Source organism: Maribacter polysaccharolyticus (genome assembly GCF_028882255.1).
Classification (GTDB): domain Bacteria; phylum Bacteroidota; class Bacteroidia; order Flavobacteriales; family Flavobacteriaceae; genus Maribacter_A; species Maribacter_A polysaccharolyticus.
The window spans coordinates 457,078-476,137 of the sequence record NZ_JARBUY010000004.1; the positions used below are offsets into that span (position 1 = coordinate 457,078).

Consider the following 19,060-nt stretch of genomic DNA (forward strand, 5'->3'; position numbering starts at 1 on the left):
AAAAAAGAGAGTTTTTGCTAATCAAAAGTCAATGAAGAAAATATGGACAACGGCCGGTTATCCGGTAGATAAACTTAAAATACCTGTATGGTACAATACTTTGGATGGTGCAATATCAATAAGAACTTCCGAAAAATTTCCTAAACTATATTCAATAAGACAAATTGACGCTTATGTTAATATTATAACTTGGATACTCTTACTGCCTTGTGTATGGTATATTATTCATTATCAAATTCAAAAACGTAAAAAAAATTCTTAAAAATTTAAACTAATGAAAATTAAGCTTATTTACTTATTAATTCTACTATATGCCCTTACAGTTCAGGGGCAGCAAGAAAATATAGGCATAGTTGTAGAATACACCGCTAGCGCGAGCGTCACGCTCATGCGGGGGTAATCAATTCCTCTCCTCAAAAACCAAACCTCCCCATTTAGATTTTTTTATTGTAAACACTTTTTCGGCAACCACGTGATCGAAATCTTGATTCAATACATACCTTACCTCTCCTGGAGATTCATCTCCGCGATACTGCCAACTTGTTTTAAGCTTGATTTCACTTCGAATACCATTGCTTTGAATTAGCCTTTCCAAAATTGGAATCAATGCATCTTGGCGTAGTACGGTAGAATCAACAACAGATATATAAAATAAGGGATAAGGCTCATTTTCGTATTTCAAAAAGAGTATTCCCGACTGTTCCAGGTCAATATTATATGCATAACTCTGACTTTTAGCTTTTTGGTTCTCCAAAGCTTGAAAAATTTCAAATTCCTCAGTCTTTTCTTCCTTATCCACGAAAGAGATTATTTTAAAAAAAATCTTAAAAATTAATATAAGTGAAAGAACACCTAAAATATTATAATACAATGTAGATCTTGTCTTTGGCCGTTTAGTTTTCATCCGATTAAACTTTTTAAGAATATTCAAAATTTCATAATTCTAACAAGTTATGTTACAACGAAATAAAAAATACTTTATTATCAAAGTTTAGGTTGTCGTATACAAGAGATTAGTGATTCGTTCTTTTTCTTAATTACACTAAAACAAACAGAAAAAATCAACAATTAAAATAATGGTATTCGGTTGTGTACTGAGCCTTGGCATAGTTTAATAAACGAGAGCTCTATAATCAAGTGCTTGGCACCGACTAACTAAGATGGCAAAACATTATTTACACCTTATAATATTTCCCCTGCCAAGTATTCTTGGCCTTTAGTTTTTGGTCGATCCTATCCAATATTTCCTGTTTTCGGATACCTCCCCATTTTGGGGCAACCAACAACTCTTTCGGGGCCTCACTAATAAAGCGTTCAATAACAATATCGGGCCGTAAATACCCTATGAAATCGGTAACAAAATCTATATATGTTTCTAAGGTAAATAGATCGAAATTTTCTGGGTTCCGTTTATATTGCACTGCCATTACGGAGTTCCTTACAATCTGTAAATGATGTATTTTCAAGGTATCAATGGGCAATTTGGACAATTCCACGGCATGCTGCATTAAATCGTTTTTGGATTCTCCAGGCAATCCCATGATGATATGCGCCCCTAAATGAAACCCTTTGTCCTTGCACTTTTCAAACATTGCTACGGTATCGCTAAAGGTATGGCACCGATTGATATCCAAAAGTGTTTTTTCATTGGTACTTTCAACCCCAAAATCCAGCGAAATAAAATAATCTTTCGACAATTCTTCCAAATAGGCTATAACCTCATCCGCTATACAATCCGGGCGCGTACCAATGACCAAACCCGCCACTTTAGGGACATTCAAAGCCTCCTCGTACATGGCCTTAAGGGATTCCAAATCGGAATAGGTGTTCGTATAGGCTTGGAAATAAGCGAGGAATTTCTTGTTCTTACCGCGTTTGGCAAAGAACTCGATCCCTTCCTGCAACTGAGCGGCAATACTTTTTTGGGGTTCGCAATAATCGGGATTAAAGGTATTGTTGTTGCAATAGGTACACCCCCCATATCCTTTTGAACCATCCCGGTTGGGACAGGAGAATCCCACATCCAAGGAGATTTTCTGTACCCGTTCCCCAAAATGCAACTTTATAAAAGAATTATAATCATTATATCGCTTTCCTATAAAATCCATTCAGAATGGCTTGTATTACTTCCTATTGAAGATTCCTTTTGTTCCCCATGATTCTTTGGCCCCTATTCCCATCCACGGGAATATATGCTATAAAAAAAGCCCTGACAGTAGGGTCAGGGCTTTTTAAAATCGTTATTCTTCATTAATCCGCTAAGACAATGACTTTATTATCCTTCATTTCAACCGTACCACTACTAATGGCCAATACCGTTTTGCCTTTGGCGTCTTGAGTGAATTTATTTTGATACTCTTCGGCTATGGTCAATGTACCGTCTACCACAACATTGCCCTGTTGCAATAATGAAACGATGGGGGCGTGATCTTTCAACATTTGAAACTCCCCGTTGATACCTGGGACCGTTACCGAATTCACTTCGCCGGCAAATAAGGTAGCTTCTGGGGATACAATTTCTAAATACATAGTTTTTCAGTATTCAGCATTCAGTATTCAGTATTCAGTAGCTCAATGCTATCCGTAAACCGATTACCGCTTACTAATTTATGCTTCAGCCAACATTTTCTCACCAGCTTCGATAGCTTCTTCGATAGTACCCTTAAGGTTAAAGGCAGATTCTGGCAAGTGATCCAATTCACCGTCCATAATCATATTAAACCCTTTGATGGTTTCCTTGATGTCTACCAACACCCCTGGGATACCCGTAAACTGTTCCGCTACATGGAAAGGTTGAGAAAGGAAACGCTGTACACGTCTTGCCCTACCTACGGCCAATTTATCTTCCTCGGACAATTCTTCCATACCTAAGATGGCGATAATATCCTGAAGCTCTTTATAGTGTTGTAATAACTCTTTTACCCTTTGTGCACAGGCATAATGGTCTTTCCCTAAAATCTCAGGGGTCAAAATCCTTGAAGTGGAATCCAATGGATCCACTGCTGGATAAATACCCAACTCAGCGATTTTACGCGAAAGTACCGTAGTCGCATCCAAGTGGGCAAATGTAGTTGCCGGTGCTGGATCCGTTAAATCATCCGCCGGTACGTATACCGCCTGTACCGAAGTAATGGAACCTCTTTTGGTCGATGTAATACGTTCCTGCATGGCACCCATTTCAGTCGCCAAGGTTGGCTGGTACCCTACCGCAGATGGCATACGGCCCAATAGTGCCGAAACCTCAGAACCCGCTTGTGTAAAACGGAAAATATTATCCACGAAGAACAAAACATCCTTTCCTTGTCCCTCACCAGATCCATCACGGAAGTATTCCGCAATGGTCAAACCTGATAGGGCCACACGCGCACGTGCTCCGGGAGGTTCGTTCATTTGTCCGAAAACGAAGGTAGCTTTAGACTCCTTCAATGCACTCTTATCCACTTTTGATAAATCCCATCCGCCTTCTTCCATAGAATGCAAAAAGTCATCACCATATTTTATAATTCCTGATTCCAACATCTCACGAAGCAAGTCGTTACCTTCACGGGTACGTTCCCCAACTCCTGCGAAAACCGAAAGTCCACCGTGGCCTTTTGCGATGTTGTTGATCAACTCCTGGATCAATACGGTTTTACCAACACCCGCACCACCGAACAATCCGATCTTACCCCCTTTTGCATAGGGCTCGATCAAATCAATAACTTTGATCCCGGTAAAAAGCACCTCTGTAGAGGTAGACAAGTCTTCGAATTTTGGAGCTTCGCGGTGAATGGGCAAACCATCTTTACCGGTTTTCGGTAAATTACCGATACCGTCGATGGCATCACCGATCACGTTGAACAAACGTCCGTAAATGTCATCCCCTACCGGCATTTGGATCGCACTTCCTGTGGCGACGACTTCAGTTCCACGGCTTAAACCATCCGTAGAATCCATAGAAATGGTCCTCACTGTGTTTTCCCCAATATGGGATTGTACCTCCAAAACCAAGATCGAACCATCTTTGTTGACGATTTCAAGTGAATCATAGATTTTTGGAAGGTCTGATCCAGACTTAAATTCAACATCTACAACTGGCCCAATGATCTGGGAGACTTTACCTGTAACTTTCGACATTACTAACGTATTTATGTTTTTGGTTTCTAGACCTTACAGGTCTTTATTTCTTGCACTAAAGGCTGCAAAGATATGTTTTTCAATTTTAAATTGAAATGCTTTTCTCGCCTTTTTTCAAAAAGCGAAAAGACGCCGGTCAAAGCGTCTTTTCCACAGGCTAACCTGTTTTATATTAATTGTTTATCGTCCAAGAAATGTAAAATTGGGAACCTATATAACCCGTACCTAAGGCGGTTACGTATTCTTCTCCGAGTACGTTTGAAGCCCCTAACTTAAATATGGACTTAATGCTTGGAACCGTGTAATTTACCTGGGCATCCAATACACTGAACGAAGGAATGTCCCCTGTCGCAAATGAATTTTGCCAAAAATAGGTATCCGTCCATCTATAATTGACATTGAAACCGAAGTTTTCGAACAAGGCGGTATTGCCAAAAGAGGCCTTTACCTTGTGCTTCGGGGTATTGAACTGGGGTTGGAAATCGGGATCCGATGCTTCGTCAAAATCAAAATTGGAGAAAGTGTAGTTTAGACCAAAATCGAAATTACCGAAAACTTGGGCTTCCAATCCGGCAGTGACCCCATAGGAAGTAATTTCTGCCAATGAATTGGTGTACACATTAAACGGTTGATAATCCCCATTTTGAAGTGCCAAAAGGGAAAGCCCCCCATCGCCGGCTTCACCATATTTAGGGACCAATACGATTTTTTGGGATATAAAATCCTGATAGTCATTGTAATAACCGCTGATATCAAGGACCACGGGGCCCCATTGTCCCCGATAACCCAATTCCAAGGCCGTAACTTTCTCGGGTTTTATTAGGGCCGTATTCACTGCAGAGGGGGCACCCGTTTCTACCGAAGTTAAGGAATAGGCATTCTCATACGCATCCCTACCGGTCAAATTTACAGTAGAGGACCCTACGATGACCTCACCGTTGGTCGAAAGCGGAACATCAACATCGTAACGATCCAAATTATCAATTGCCGAACCTACCAACAGGGCACTACCGATATTCAATCCTATATAAAGGTCTTGGGTGGTCGGATTTCTAAATCCGGTTTGGAAAGACCCCCTTATATTATGGTTCCTAAGATCCCCAAAGGTATAGGTCAATGAAGCCCTTGGCGAAACAAATCCATCAAAAAGTTCATTCTTGTCATACCGAACGGATCCCGTGAATTTGAAGTGTTCATCCATGAATTTTTTCTGGATTTGGGTATACAATCCAAATTCATGGTACGGAATGGCCCCATCGGTATCTGTAAAAATGGTTCCCTGGGAATTCAATTCATATTCCCTATAGGACCCGCCAACTTGGATATCGGCAAAGTTTTCGGTAATGTGACTGAAATTATAATTGGCATCGATATGGCGGAGCTTGGTGTTGTCGATAAAACGTGCTCCGGTTGTCAAATCCCCATCAGCGATTACCGTATTAAAGGCATTTTCAAATTCGGTTGTTCCGGGAATATACCTTCCCGTATCGGCAGCCGCCCTTGCTACTGCGTGCGCCGTAGCTTCATCAAGTTGTACGCCCGTGCCTATACCCAATCTGGCCCCAATGAAGGTCGTAGCATAGTCATTGTACCATTGGGCATTACTTTTCCATTTATTATTAATATTGATCGCGGCAAATCTGGTATCGTACGAATCACCCGCATTTTCCGATGTGATATAACCCCTAACAAAGAAGTTGTTGTTCTTGAATTCCAATTTATGTTGTTGCAGGGTAAACCCGTCGATATAGTATCGATTCGCACCTTGGTATATGGTAGAACCACGACCAACCCTACCATTATAGATAATCTCAAAATCGGAGGCAAAAGGGCGATAATGGATCGCTCCATCAAATTTGACACTTTGGGCATCATAACTGTTCAAATCGCGTTCGGCATATCCCGTTCTTGAAACCGATGCCGATCCCAATGTACCGGAAGGCAAACCTGACAATGTATCAAAGTCCAAGTTGAAGGTAAAATCGTCTCCATAGATATTTAAACCGTCATAGGCCGGATCTGCCCTGGTAAAACCCGGATTGTTAATATCTTCTTCGCTAACGGCGTACCAATCGGTTCCTTCCATAACGGAAAAACTCGCCTTTACCGCCAATTTATCACTAAAGGCATGTGCGGCCCGAATACCAAAATCATAAAAACGATTATCCCCTGCAGCTTCCTGGGAAGTAATCCCCGTTTTATAATACGTGCTGATCCCTTGAAAATCGAAGGGACTTTTACTGCGCATGAACAGTATCCCATTAAAAGCGTTGGCTCCATATAATGCGGACGAAGCCCCAGGGAGTATCTCTACACTCTGCACATCAAGGTCGTTCATCCCGACCAAATTACCAAGTACGAAATTCAAGGCGGGGGAGGAATTATCCATACCATCGACCAATTGCATAAAACGTGTGTTGGCAAAACTTGCAAAACCCCTGGTATTTACCGATTGGAAGGTTAGACTGTTCGTATTGATGTCGACACCTTTCAAGTTTTCGAGCCCTCCGTAAAAAGATGCCGAGGCGGTATTCTGGATTTCCTTTAGCCCAAAACGTTCAATGGAAACCGGGGATTCGAACAGGCGCTCCGGGGTTCGGGAGGCAGAAATGACGATTTCATCCAGCATGGTATGTGTCTCTTCCAAAACAACGGAAATATTGAAATCGTCAGCAGTTACATCTACAGTGGTTTCCGTAAATCCGATACTCGTTATTTTTAATTGAAAAGGGGGAGTTTCTGAAGTTTCCAAAATAAAATTTCCATCAAAATCCGATACCGCACCTACTGCCTTACCGACAATAATCACATTGGCACCTGGAATCGGTTCATTGTTAAGGTCAACAACATTACCTGAAATCGTTGTTTGGGCCAACCCTAAGGCACCCATAATCATAAAAGATAAAAAAAGTAACGCTCTCATTGTTATCATTTGTTAAATTAGTTTGTCACCAATATACAGATTTTTTCATACCAAAAATGCAAATTTCATAAAATTATGCATGCATAATAGTTTTTTTCTCAATAACCCGTCTGAATATTGTGTAATTTATAGTAATTAACAAAAAAAGGCCATGATACGTATCATGGCCTTTTTTTGTTAATTTGGACGATTTTCGCTATTCGACCGTAACGGATTTCGCTAGATTTCTGGGTTGATCTACATTACAACCCCGCATTACCGCGATATGATAAGATAACAACTGTAAAGGAATGGTCGTTAACAATGGTGTTAAGCTCTCGAAGGTTTCAGGGACCTCGATGATATGGTCTGCCAACTCGGTTACCTGCGTATCGCCCTCGGTCACGATGGCAATGATCTTACCCTTTCGAGATTTTATTTCTTGGATATTACTCACTACTTTCTCATAATGTCCCTTCTTGGTCGCAATAACAATGACCGGCATCTGTTCGTCTATCAAGGCTATCGGGCCGTGTTTCATTTCCGCCGCAGGATACCCTTCGGCATGGATATAACTGATTTCCTTTAATTTCAAGGCCCCTTCCAAGGCAACGGGGAAATTATATCCCCTACCTAAATACAGGCAATTGGGAGAATCTTTATAGACATCGGCGATAATCTCAACAAGTGGATTGGACCCCAGGGCTTTTTCCACTTTGGCAGGAATTGTTTCCAACTCGGTCAAAAACCCTTGGAATTGCTCAGTCGAAAGCACTCCTTTTTCTTTGGCCAACTTAAGGGCCAGTAACGTTAAAACCGTTATCTGTGTCGTAAATGCCTTTGTAGAGGCAACCCCGATTTCCGGTCCGGCATGCGTATAGGCCCCTGCATGGGTTTCCCTGGCAATAGAGGACCCAACGACATTACAGACACCGAACACAAAGGCCCCATTTTCCTTGGCCAATTTTATAGCGGCCAACGTATCTGCGGTTTCCCCTGACTGGGATATCGCGATCAATACATCCTTATCGGTAATGATCGGGTTCCTATACCTGAATTCCGAGGCATATTCAACTTCCACGGGAATACGGGCCAAATCCTCAAAAATATATTCCGCCACTAAACCCGCATGCCATGAAGTACCGCAAGCCACGATAATAACCCTATTGGCATTCATGAATTTTTCCAGATTTTCGTCAACACCGGACATCTTGATCAACCTTTCTTCAACCTTTAAACGGCCTCTATAGGTATCCATGATCGCCCTAGGCTGCTCATAGATCTCCTTTAACATAAAATGCTCGTATCCTCCTTTCTCAATTTCCTCCAAATTCATCTGGAGTTCCAAAATATGGGGATAGGCTATGGCATCATCCTTAATTTTCCTTAACTTGATTTCTTTCCCTAGGCGTATGATCGCCATTTCCTCATCTTTCAAATAAATGGCATTATTCGTGAATTCGATGAATGGAGAGGCATCGGAAGCAATGAAATACTCGTTCTCACCAATTCCTATGGCCAACGGACTACCTAGTTTAGCCACGACGATTTCATCCGGTTTTTTCTTGTCAAAAACGGCAATGGAATAAGCTCCTACGACCTGGTTAAGGGCAATTTGAACCGCCTTGCCCAGTTTTTCGTTTTGGGCCTTCTGTACCTCCTCGATAAGATTGACCAAAACTTCGGTATCCGTATCCGAGGTAAAAACATAGCCCCTATTGATCAGTTCCTTTCGTATGGATTCATAATTCTCAATTATCCCGTTATGGATGATGACCAGATCCCCTGAATTGGAATAGTGTGGGTGCGAATTGACATCATTGGGTACCCCATGGGTCGCCCATCGGGTATGACCAAGGCCCAAAGTACCTTCCAATGGAATTGATTCGGTGGATTTTTTCACTAAGTCCTCAACCTTCCCCTTTGTCTTGGAAAGATTGATCCCCTTTCCGTCGAACAGGGCTATACCGGCACTGTCATAACCCCGGTATTCCAATCGTTGAAGTCCTTTAACAATAATCGGATATGCATCCCTATGTCCTATATAACCCACAATTCCACACATAACTTTATATTTAAAAAATTGCTTTTGAATGAAGTAATACAAATATATCCTTAAGTAGGATAAGTCGCTACTAAGATAGATATAAAACGATAAAAATCTGTAAGTTGTATATTTTAACCTCTTAATATCATGCCATGATCCGTATCCAAGGGAAGTAGCATTCCCATCCTTTTGAAGTCGTTTTTCAGAAAAACGTCCCAAGTTGATGAACACCGATAAATGGGCCATTTCCGCCCTGATTTGTTGGGGATAGCAAATACTTTAAGCCCGATTTATTGTTCTGAAACGACCTGTACACAAACCATGCACGGCCCAATGGTCGCTATACGATTTTCCCAGAAATCCACGACAAGACACTTTAGCCCCTTGATCTTGGAGCATTCAAATTACCTAAAAACCGATTGTAGTTTATTCCAGGACTTCCGTATTATAGAACTTGGCATACGCTTCCTCAAAACCTTGTAAAGGAACATAAGACAAAACGGGTTTTTCAAGGCTGGAAATGTAATTTTCCAGTTCTTCGGGTATTTCCTCCGCAGCCAAAATAATGGCATCGGAATAATCCACGGCCACTTTCAACAAATTATTGTAATTGGGGGTTTCAAGGGCACTTATACTTTCTTCGGGTACCCCATCAAAAGCGATCTTATGGATCATATCCTTATCCAATTCGCCTTCAAAACCTTGCCCATAGACCGAGGTGACGATCTTACTGTCCCCGAACAAGGGCTCATCGGCATAGTATTTTTTCAAATACAAGGGCAAAAGGGAAGCCATCCAACCATGTACATGGATGATATCGGGTGACCAGTTTAATTTTTTAACGGTTTCGACAACCCCTTTCGCAAAGAAAATGGCCCTTTGGTCATTGTCCTCGAAAAGATTGCCTTCCGTATCGGTAAAGGTTGCCTTTCTTTTAAAATACTCTTCATTATCGATAAAGTAAACCTGTATACGCTCTTTTGGAATGGAAGCTACTTTGATGATCAAAGGCATGTCCATATCGTTAATGACAAGGTTCATCCCCGACAGTCGGATCACCTCATGCAGTTGATGCCTGCGTTCATTGATGTTCCCATATCGAGGCATGAATATCCTTATTTGGCCACCATTGCTGTTGACCATCCTAGGGGTTTCGTATGACATTAAGGAAACTTCGTTCTCTGGAAGGTAGGGGACTAATTCTGAAGATACAAACAATATCTTTTTACCATTCATAAAAGCAATATTTTATTTATCTTGAAAAGATTGATGCAAAATTACAAAAATTATGCAGATTACCAGTATTTATAGTAATTTTGCTCCCTTTTTAAACCAAAGCTATGTTGCTGATCGATACCAGAAAAGAATTAAGAAATCATCTTTCGTCCTTGAAAAAAAACGAAAGTTTAGGGCTTGTTCCTACTATGGGGGCCCTACATATAGGTCATGCAGCCTTGGTCAAAAGAGCGGTTCAAGAGAATTCGGTGGTCGTGGTGAGTATTTTTGTAAACCCTACCCAATTCAACAACCCTGAGGACCTTGAGAACTACCCACAGACCATGGTGGCCGATTTAAAGGTTCTTGAAAAAATCGCAAAACACATCATCGTATTCGCGCCGACCGTTAAAGAGATGTATGCGGAGAAGGTAGCTTCGACGACTTATGATTTTGATGGTTTGGACAAAGTGATGGAAGGCGCTTTTAGGGAAGGGCATTTTGATGGTGTAGGTACCATTGTCGAAGCACTTTTGAATTTGGTCGAACCCACTAGGGCCTATTTTGGCGAAAAAGACTATCAACAACTCCAGATCATTCGGAAGTTAACCCAGATCAGGAACATCCCTGTAGAAATCGTTGGCTGCCCCATTGTAAGGGAAGCTAACGGACTTGCGTTCAGTTCGCGAAACGAAAGGTTATCGAAAAACAATAGGGAGGAGGCCGCTTTCATTTACAAAACCCTTAAGACTGCCAAAGAGAAATTTGGCACGGAAAGTGCTACTGATATTATGGACTGGGTAACCGAACAATTCGAAGCGAACCCCTATCTGGAACTCGAATATATACAGATTGCCCAAGCGGATACATTAGAACCGATTGTAACGAAAGAAAATAACAAAAAATACAGGGCGTTTATAGCTGTTTATGCTGAAGGTATACGACTCATAGATAACTTAGCGCTTAATTAATTACCTTTGTACCATGCAAATAGAAGTTGTAAAATCTAAAATACACCGGATTAAAGTTACCGGTGCGGATCTAAACTATATTGGTAGTATTACCATAGATGAGGATTTGATGGAGGCTGCAAACATTATCCAAGGAGAGAAAGTGCAGATCGTGAACAATAACAATGGTGAACGATTGGAAACCTATGTTATTCCAGGACCAAGGGGCAGTGGCGAACTTACCCTGAATGGTGCCGCGGCCCGTAAAGTGGCCGTTGGGGACGTGTTGATCTTGATCACCTATGCAAGAATGGATATCGAAGAGGCTAAAAAATTCAAGCCGGCCTTGGTATTCCCAAACGAGGTGACGAACCTGTTAAATTGATTTTTTGACGGCAAACCTAAAAAAAAGCTTAAAAACCATACTCCCAATCGCATTGGGAGTTTTTTTGGTTTGGTACTGGTACAATTCGACCTCCGAAACAGACAGGGAACAAATCATGTACCATATCAAAGAGGCCGATTTGTTTTGGGTGGGGCTTTCCGTACTTATGGGGATCATCGCCTATTTTGCACGTGCCATTCGCTGGAATTACCTCCTGAAACCGTTGGGGTACCAACCAAAATTCAGCAATAACCTTTTGATTATCCTGGTTTCTTATTTTGCCAATCTGGGAATTCCAAGATCGGGTGAAATATTGCGGGCTACCGCTTTGACCACTTACGAAGGTGTGCCTTTTGAAAAAGGATTCGGTACCATTGTCACCGAAAGGGTCATCGACCTGATCATGCTCCTGACCATTATCACCATTACCCTTTTTATGCAAACGGAGATCATCCTGGAATTTCTCCAGGACATGGGATTCGATTACAATAAAATACTCTTATTGATCGCGGCCGGCATCTTAGCCGCATTGTTCTTCTTCATCTTCATAAAAAGATCCTCCAACGGATTTGCGGTAAAAATCAAAATTTTCGTCAAAGGTCTGTTAGATGGGGTTTTGAGTATTTTCAAAATGAAGAACAAGTGGTCTTTCGTATTCTTTACCCTTCTCATCTGGGCCTGTTATATCGGTATGTTCGTAGTAATCAAAAATACGGTAGCCGAAACCGTTGACCTGACCATTGGCCAACTCTTGGTCGCCTTTGTGGCCGGGGCATTTGCAATTACCACCACAAACGGTGGCATAGGCCTGTACCCGATTGCCGTAAGTAAGGCCTTGGCCATTTTCGGTATCTCCAAGGTTTCCGGTGATGCCTTCGGATGGATCATGTGGATTTCACAAACGGTAATAGTCGTGGCATTCGGGGCAATATCTTTTCTGGTATTACCGTTAATGAACAGAAACCGGTAACATTACCCGTTACCCAAAAGCTGTTTTATGCGACGATTACTCCTACTGTATACCTTCCTTTTGTGCTTTGGCCTCAATGCCCAAGTCACCAAAGAGATTTTCGAATCCTTTAAACTCCAGGAAAGAAGGGATGTAAGTTATTATTTTCCTGAGGAATACAACGAGGAAAATAAACACCCCCTTATTGTCGTCCTTGATGCCGACTATCTTTTTGAACAGGTGGTCGCCACCGCCAAATACTACAGCAAATTCCATGGTATGCCCGAGTGTATTGTCGTAGGTGTCCATCAAAGTAAGGAAGGTATCCGATACGACGATTGTGCTTTTGACCCGGAAACCGGCCTGCCCGAAGATAAGGGAAGCAAATTTTTTGAATTCTTGGGTATGGAGATCATTCCCTATCTCGATTTAAATTATAACACGGCACCTTTTAAAATGATCGTGGGCTATGATATTACGGCGAATTACGAAAATTATTGGTTATTCAAAGATCGTTCATTGTTCAATGCCTATATCAACATATCCCCAACTTTGGCCCCGGATATGGAAACAAATATACCCTCGCGATTACAGGCATTAGATCAGCAAATCTTTTATCAACTGATCTTGGAAGGGGAAAAAAACAAATATACCCAACGCATTCTTGCCATGGACAATGCCATAAAGGCCATTGACAAAGAAACCCTGCATTACTATTTTGATACGTATCCAAGTGCCGATCATTTATCGGTTGTCACCTATGGTATCGGTAAAGCGTTTGATAATATCTTCGGAATGTTCAAACCCATCAGCCCAAAAGAATACAAGACCAAGATATTGACCTCCGACGAACCGGTGTACAACTATCTGGAAAATAAATATACCAACATAGAAAGTCTGTTCGGCATCAAAAAACCGGTAGACCTCAACGACATCATGGCCATCTATGCCGGTTCACGGAAAAAGGAGGATTATGAATCCCTCAAACCTTTATCCGACCTGTGTAAGGCCGAATTTCCCGATACCATGTTGGGATTTTATTTTGAAGGGGAATATTACGAGCAATTGGGGGAGCCCAAAAAAGCACTTCGTACCTTTGAAAAGGCCTTTGGAATGGATGAAATCGATTTTCTCACCAAGGAAATGGCCCTTGAAAAGATCGATGCGCTAAAGGCTGATTTCGGCTATTGAAATAGGTCGGGAAAAAGTACAAAGACCCCATTTTTTTAAAAGTTTGCTTTATCTTTAGCCAGAACCAAAAAAAAGGTAATGGCCAAAACCAAAACAGCATTTTTCTGTCAAAACTGCGGTACCCAATATGCTAAATGGGTAGGACAATGTTCTGCTTGCAAGGAATGGAACACCGTTGTTGAGGAAGTAGTTCAAAAAGAAGACAAAAAGAGCTGGAAATTACCTTCCGGAACATCAAAAAAAATAGCCAAACCTTTACGGATCAATGAAATAAGCACCGACAAAGAATTGAGGTTAAACACCTATGACCAGGAATTCAATCGGGTTTTAGGTGGCGGAATCGTTCCCGGATCATTGGTATTGTTGGGAGGGGAGCCAGGTGTCGGCAAAAGTACGTTATTGCTACAGATCGCCTTAAAACTACCCTTCAAAACCTTGTATGTTTCTGGGGAGGAAAGCCAAAAACAAATCAAAATGCGGGCAGACCGTATTCTTCCCAGCAGTGAAAATTGCTATATCCTCACGGAAACGAAAACCCAGAATATCTTTAAACAAATCGAGGCCATGGAACCCGATATCGTGGTCATTGATTCCATACAGACCTTGCATTCCGATTATATCGAATCCGCTGCGGGAAGCATTTCCCAAATAAAGGAATGTACCGCGGAACTCATCAAATTTGCCAAGGAAACCAATACGCCGGTAATACTGATCGGGCACATCACAAAAGACGGATCCATAGCCGGACCTAAAATCCTGGAACACATGGTCGATACCGTGCTCCAATTCGAAGGGGACCGTAATTATGTTTACCGTATCCTTAGGGCACTGAAAAACCGGTTTGGATCTACTGCCGAACTTGGCATTTACGAAATGCAGGGCAGTGGATTACGGGAAGTGAACAATCCCTCCGAAATACTGATCTCTAAAAATGACGAAAGACTCAGTGGCACGGCCATCGCCTCGACCGTAGAAGGTATGCGTCCCTTAATGATCGAAATACAAGCCTTGGTCAGTACCGCGGTTTACGGTACCCCACAGCGTTCCACTACGGGCTACAATGCCAAAAGATTGAATATGCTCCTTGCGGTACTCGAGAAACGTGCCGGCTTTAAATTGGGGGCCAAAGATGTCTTCTTGAATATTACAGGGGGCATATCGGTCGATGATCCGGCATTGGACCTCGCCGTTATCGCCGCCATTCTTTCCAGTAATTCCGATATTCCGATTGAAAAAGGGGTCTGTTTTGCGGCGGAAGTTGGCCTTGCCGGTGAAATCAGGCCCGTACAACGGGTAGAACGACGTATCCTCGAAGCTGAAAAATTAGGCTTCAATACCATTTATGTTTCCAAAAACAATAAAATAAGCCTAAAAAACGCTAAAATCAATATTGAGCTGGTCGCAAGAATCGAGGATGTCGTAAGTAGTCTATTCGACTAGCGCTTATCCCGCATGATCCTTGCAAAAACAAGGATGATCAAAATGACGACGATGATCAGGACAAGCTGTCCGAAACCTATTTTCAAAAAATGCATAGTATGGTTTTAGGGTGATGGATTCGGTATTGTATCATGGATCTCTTCAATGCCTTTGAGAAGCACCTTGTCAAGGGCCACATCCACACTCCCTATGTTCTCTTTAAGCTGTGGTAAGGTAGACGCGCCAATAATGGTACTTGTCAGGAAAGGTCTTGAATTAACGAACGCCAAGGCCATTTGTGCCAATGACAGCCCATGTTCCCGGGCAAGCTCAAAATATTTTTGAGTGGCCATCGAAGCATTTGCACTCCCATATCTATTATAATTCGGGAAAAGGGCCAATCTGGAATTATCAGGTAAGTTGCCCCCTAGGTATTTGCCGCTCAACACCCCGAAACCTAAAGGGGAATAAGCCAATAAACCGATATTTTCCCGCATCGAAATCTCACTTAATCCCACCTCAAACAACCGGTTTAAAAGGTTATATGGATTTTGGACGGTAATCATTCTAGGAAGGTTCCGGTGTACTTTGCTTTCCTCTAAATACCGCATGGTACCCCAAGGCGTTTCATTTGATAGGCCCACCTTCCTTATTTTTCCCTCCTTGACCAAATCGCGCAATGTTTCCAAGACTTGATGGATATTATCTTCCCAAAAGTCACTGATTTCATGCCGGTACCCCCTTTGACCAAAATAATTGGTGCTACGTTCTGGCCAATGTAGCTGATACAAGTCGATATAATCGGTCTGAAGACGTGCCAAACTCCCTTCGACCGCTTCTATTATCGATTCCCTCGAAAAGCCGGTTGTACGTATGAACTTCGAATAGTCCCCATTGCCAGCGATCTTGGAGGCCAGGACAATCCGATCCCGATTTTTATTCTTTTTGAACCAAGTGCCGATAATCCTTTCGGTTTGGCCCTGATAGTCGGGATGGGCCGGTATGGGATAAAGCTCTGCCGTATCAAAGAAATTAACGCCTTGATCAATGGCATAATCCATCTGTTCATGACCTTCGGCTTCTGTATTCTGATTACCCCAAGTCATGGTTCCGAGGCAAATTTTGCTTACTTTAATATCGGTATGCGGTAATGTGGTATAGATCATTTAAAATATTTCTTCCCTTATTCCTAAACTCCTTTTATGTTTTTCCGGAATGGTTTCTTGACCGGTTTTAACCCAATTCGACCATAATAGGACAATGGTCACTGTGTTTGGCATCGGGCAAGATCACGCTACGTTTGATTTTGCTTTCCAATGGCTCACTTACCATTCCGTAATCCAAGCGCCAGCCTTTATTGTTGTTCCTGGCATTGGCACGATAGGTCCACCAGGTATAATTATCGGGTTCTTTGTTCAAATGCCGGAAACTGTCTATGAATCCACTCTTGATAAAGTTGCCGATCCACTCCCTTTCTACGGGTAAAAAGCCCGATACATTCTTATTACGGACAGGGTCATGTATATCAATTGCCTCATGGCAGATATTGTAATCGCCAAGGATGATCAAATTCGGATATTCCTTTCTCAGATCGTCCACATAATTCTGGAATTCGGCCATATACCGCAATTTAAAATCCAATCTATCCATATTGGTCCCGGAAGGCAAATACAGACTCATGATGGATACGCCATTGAAATCGGCACGAAGGTTCCTACCTTCAAAATCCATATAATCGATACCGGTACCATACACCACTTGTTCCGGTTTATCCTTACTCAAGATGGCCACCCCACTATACCCTTTTTTTTGGGCACTGAACCAATAATTGTACGAATACCCGGCCTCTTCGAACATTGAAAGGTCCAATTGTTCTTTCATCGCCTTTATTTCCTGTAGGCAAATTACATCGGGACCTGCCGCTTTCAACCAGTCCAAGAACCCTTTTTTTATAGCGGCCCGTATGCCGTTCACATTATAAGATGCTATTTTCAAACTTCTGATTTTTGACCAAAAATAAGGATTGTTTTTTGTTCGAAGGGCCCCTGTGTCCTACTTATCCAAAATCCTTGCCCAAAGTACCCAAATCCGATATTACGTCCTAATATTACCACTTTGGAACAGGATTTGATTTGGACTGGGAAGACGTAAACATTACCCTATGAAAAATCTATATCTTGCCATTGCCTTGTTAAGTGTAGGTATGGCCAATGCCCAAGCCTATCCCCGATTCACCGCTAACAATGAAGTTAAATTCAATATCGGTCTGTTTTTGGCCAATGCTACCGTTGAGGGATCTTATGAGTATTTTTTCAATGAGGACACCAGTATTGGTGGTACACTTTATTTTAATGGCGATGCTACCGATTATAACGGGAATTTCGGGATAGGACCCAATCTAAGGGCCTATTTCGGGTATTTGCCACGTAGTGGTTTCTTTGCCGAGGCTTTTGGTCTTTATTATACCGGAGAGGATGAAGTTCCGGAAAGCGAACTTGGGGCTCGAAATAACGATTATGGCACTACCGCTCTCGGCCTGGGTATCGGTAATAAATGGATGACCCAAAGCGGGAAATTCAGTTTGGAAGTAAATGCAGGTCTAGGAAGGAATATAAACCCAAAAGATGACCAGGATACGTTTATGTTCCGCGCGGCATTGTCAATAGGCATCCGATTTTAGCAAAAGCCATGGCCCGAAAGATAGAACCGAAAAACCACGGAGGTTTTTACTCTTCGTCTTCGAAAATGATGTCCGCCATTCTCGTCTCCCCCTTTAAATCAAATTTAGGTATTGGGTTATCCTCAAAACGCAAAGTTTTGTCCCCAACATCAAAAAAAGCATAATTCGCTTTTTTTACCGATTCATGAAAAGCAAGATCCAGACCAAATTCGTTGTTCTGCAATTGGAGCATTTCCAAATTGGGCAATGAAAGAATGGCATCGGGTACCGTTCCGCTTAACTGGTTTTCAAAAAGTACCAAACGTTTTAAGTTCACCAGCTTCCCCAGACTTTCAGGTATTGCGCCTTGGATATGGTTACTCCCCAGCTCCAAGCCTTCCAACTTCGACAATTCCCCAATGGATTCCGGGATTTCTCCTTGTAAGCCATTGCTAGACAATACCAAGAATTCCATATTTTCCAACTTCCCTAGGCCGGAAGGCAACACGCCTGAAAGATCATTATCGTACAGATCCAAAACCTCCAACGATTTTAAATCGCCAATATGTTCGGGAATTGGTCCGGTCAAGGCATTTTTTCCCATACGTAAAACCCTTAACTGCTTTAAGGCGGTAATCCCATCGGGAATTCGGCCCTCCAAATGGTTGAAGGCGACATTGAGCACCTTAAGGTTTTTCAATTTGAATATAGACTCGGGCAACTGCCCTATTAGATTGTTATTGAACAAGTCAATACCAACAACATGATTATCTTCAACCGCAACGCCATACCATTTTGTGACAGGCTTGTTCAGTGACCAAGTATTCGTCCAATTTTCCCCGTGGGTGTTTTTAAACAGCTCCAATAGTACTTCTTTTTCTGTCTGGGGTACTTTTCCGAACATTGGTGAAAAGACCATAAAAAAGACAAAAGGCCAAAATATTTTTTTTACCATCATGTGTTTTAAGCCATTAGAATAATAGAGTCTTACCTTATCTTTAGGTTTCTAAAGTAGGAATACTTGCCTTTTTAAACGAATTTATAAGGCATTTTGTTGTAAACAGCAAAACATTTGTTGCCATAAAACACATAAATGTTGTAAGAATTTTACTTCATTTGGTTTTTTTGACGAACCGCCGTAATTTCATAAAGCAATGATAACCCATAAGGTATATAGTAAAAACAACTTCCTTATATCACAAATACCGTTTTTTGTTAGTTATCTTA

At 41.9% G+C, this 19,060-nt stretch carries 16 protein-coding genes; 6 read left to right on the top strand and 10 right to left on the bottom strand.

Translation table 11 applies throughout. The annotated features are described in order from the left end of the window. Positions 1 to 400 precede the first annotated feature (400 nt). The 7 genes from PHU20_RS14535 to PHU20_RS14565 all read right to left on the bottom strand — a co-directional run bounded on the left by PHU20_RS14535 (position 401) and on the right by PHU20_RS14565 (position 10,301). On the bottom strand, positions 401 to 904 hold the full coding sequence (locus PHU20_RS14535; protein ID WP_274826114.1) for a hypothetical protein: 504 nt from the start codon (positions 902 to 904) through the stop codon (positions 401 to 403). 271 nt (positions 905 to 1,175) lie between these two features. Continuing rightward, positions 1,176 to 2,108 (bottom strand): tRNA modification radical SAM protein MnmL/YtqA, encoded by a 933-nt coding sequence (gene mnmL / locus PHU20_RS14540; RefSeq protein ID WP_274826115.1) that lies wholly within the window; start codon positions 2,106 to 2,108, stop codon positions 1,176 to 1,178. Between the two features lie 142 nt (positions 2,109 to 2,250). Continuing rightward, the gene (locus PHU20_RS14545; protein WP_274826116.1) at positions 2,251 to 2,529 is read right to left on the bottom strand and encodes a F0F1 ATP synthase subunit delta/epsilon; all 279 of its coding nucleotides are present in this window, start codon (positions 2,527 to 2,529) and stop codon (positions 2,251 to 2,253) included. A 78-nt stretch (positions 2,530 to 2,607) separates the two neighbouring features. Then, positions 2,608 to 4,116, bottom strand: a complete 1,509-nt coding sequence (gene atpD, locus PHU20_RS14550; protein ID WP_274826117.1) for a F0F1 ATP synthase subunit beta — start codon at positions 4,114 to 4,116, stop codon at positions 2,608 to 2,610. 172 nt (positions 4,117 to 4,288) lie between these two features. Continuing rightward, positions 4,289 to 7,039 (bottom strand): TonB-dependent receptor, encoded by a 2,751-nt coding sequence (locus tag PHU20_RS14555; protein ID WP_274826118.1) that lies wholly within the window; start codon positions 7,037 to 7,039, stop codon positions 4,289 to 4,291. A 196-nt stretch (positions 7,040 to 7,235) separates the two neighbouring features. Continuing rightward, complete coding sequence (gene glmS, locus PHU20_RS14560; RefSeq protein WP_274826119.1) at positions 7,236 to 9,083, bottom strand: glutamine--fructose-6-phosphate transaminase (isomerizing); 1,848 nt, start codon at positions 9,081 to 9,083, stop codon at positions 7,236 to 7,238. A 408-nt stretch (positions 9,084 to 9,491) separates the two neighbouring features. Next, the gene (locus PHU20_RS14565; protein ID WP_274826120.1) at positions 9,492 to 10,301 is read right to left on the bottom strand and encodes a glycogen/starch synthase; all 810 of its coding nucleotides are present in this window, start codon (positions 10,299 to 10,301) and stop codon (positions 9,492 to 9,494) included. Positions 10,302 to 10,405: 104 nt separating this feature from the next. Between PHU20_RS14565 and panC the strand changes: the two genes are divergently transcribed. The 5 genes from panC (at position 10,406) to radA (ending at position 15,195) form a co-directional block, all read left to right on the top strand. Next, positions 10,406 to 11,251, top strand: coding sequence for a pantoate--beta-alanine ligase (panC, locus tag PHU20_RS14570; protein WP_274826121.1), 846 nt, complete (start codon positions 10,406 to 10,408; stop codon positions 11,249 to 11,251). A 13-nt stretch (positions 11,252 to 11,264) separates the two neighbouring features. Then, entirely contained in the window at positions 11,265 to 11,615 is a 351-nt protein-coding gene (panD, locus tag PHU20_RS14575) for an aspartate 1-decarboxylase (protein WP_274826122.1), read from the top strand. 4 nt (positions 11,616 to 11,619) lie between these two features. Next, positions 11,620 to 12,585 carry a lysylphosphatidylglycerol synthase transmembrane domain-containing protein gene (locus tag PHU20_RS14580; RefSeq protein WP_274826123.1) on the top strand — a complete coding sequence of 322 codons (966 nt, stop codon included), beginning with the start codon at positions 11,620 to 11,622 and terminating at the stop codon, positions 12,583 to 12,585. 27 nt (positions 12,586 to 12,612) lie between these two features. After that, entirely contained in the window at positions 12,613 to 13,755 is a 1,143-nt protein-coding gene (locus PHU20_RS14585) for an alpha/beta hydrolase (protein ID WP_274826124.1), read from the top strand. 78 nt (positions 13,756 to 13,833) lie between these two features. Next, positions 13,834 to 15,195: a DNA repair protein RadA gene (radA, locus tag PHU20_RS14590; RefSeq protein ID WP_274826125.1), complete on the top strand. Its 1,362-nt coding sequence runs from the start codon at positions 13,834 to 13,836 to the stop codon at positions 15,193 to 15,195. A 104-nt stretch (positions 15,196 to 15,299) separates the two neighbouring features. Here radA and PHU20_RS14595 read toward each other — a convergent pair whose 3' ends face one another. Further along, entirely contained in the window at positions 15,300 to 16,340 is a 1,041-nt protein-coding gene (locus PHU20_RS14595) for an aldo/keto reductase (protein ID WP_274826126.1), read from the bottom strand. A gap of 67 nt (positions 16,341 to 16,407) precedes the next feature. After that, on the bottom strand, positions 16,408 to 17,169 hold the full coding sequence (locus PHU20_RS14600) for an exodeoxyribonuclease III (RefSeq protein WP_274826127.1): 762 nt from the start codon (positions 17,167 to 17,169) through the stop codon (positions 16,408 to 16,410). 166 nt (positions 17,170 to 17,335) lie between these two features. Between PHU20_RS14600 and PHU20_RS14605 the strand changes: the two genes are divergently transcribed. Continuing rightward, positions 17,336 to 17,854, top strand: a complete 519-nt coding sequence (locus tag PHU20_RS14605; protein WP_274826128.1) for a hypothetical protein — start codon at positions 17,336 to 17,338, stop codon at positions 17,852 to 17,854. Between the two features lie 46 nt (positions 17,855 to 17,900). On the opposite strand, the gene PHU20_RS14610 is transcribed toward PHU20_RS14605, so the two are convergent. Beyond that, a complete protein-coding gene (locus tag PHU20_RS14610; RefSeq protein ID WP_274826129.1) occupies positions 17,901 to 18,791 on the bottom strand; it encodes a leucine-rich repeat domain-containing protein in 891 nt (296 codons plus the stop codon). Positions 18,792 to 19,060 lie beyond the last annotated feature (269 nt).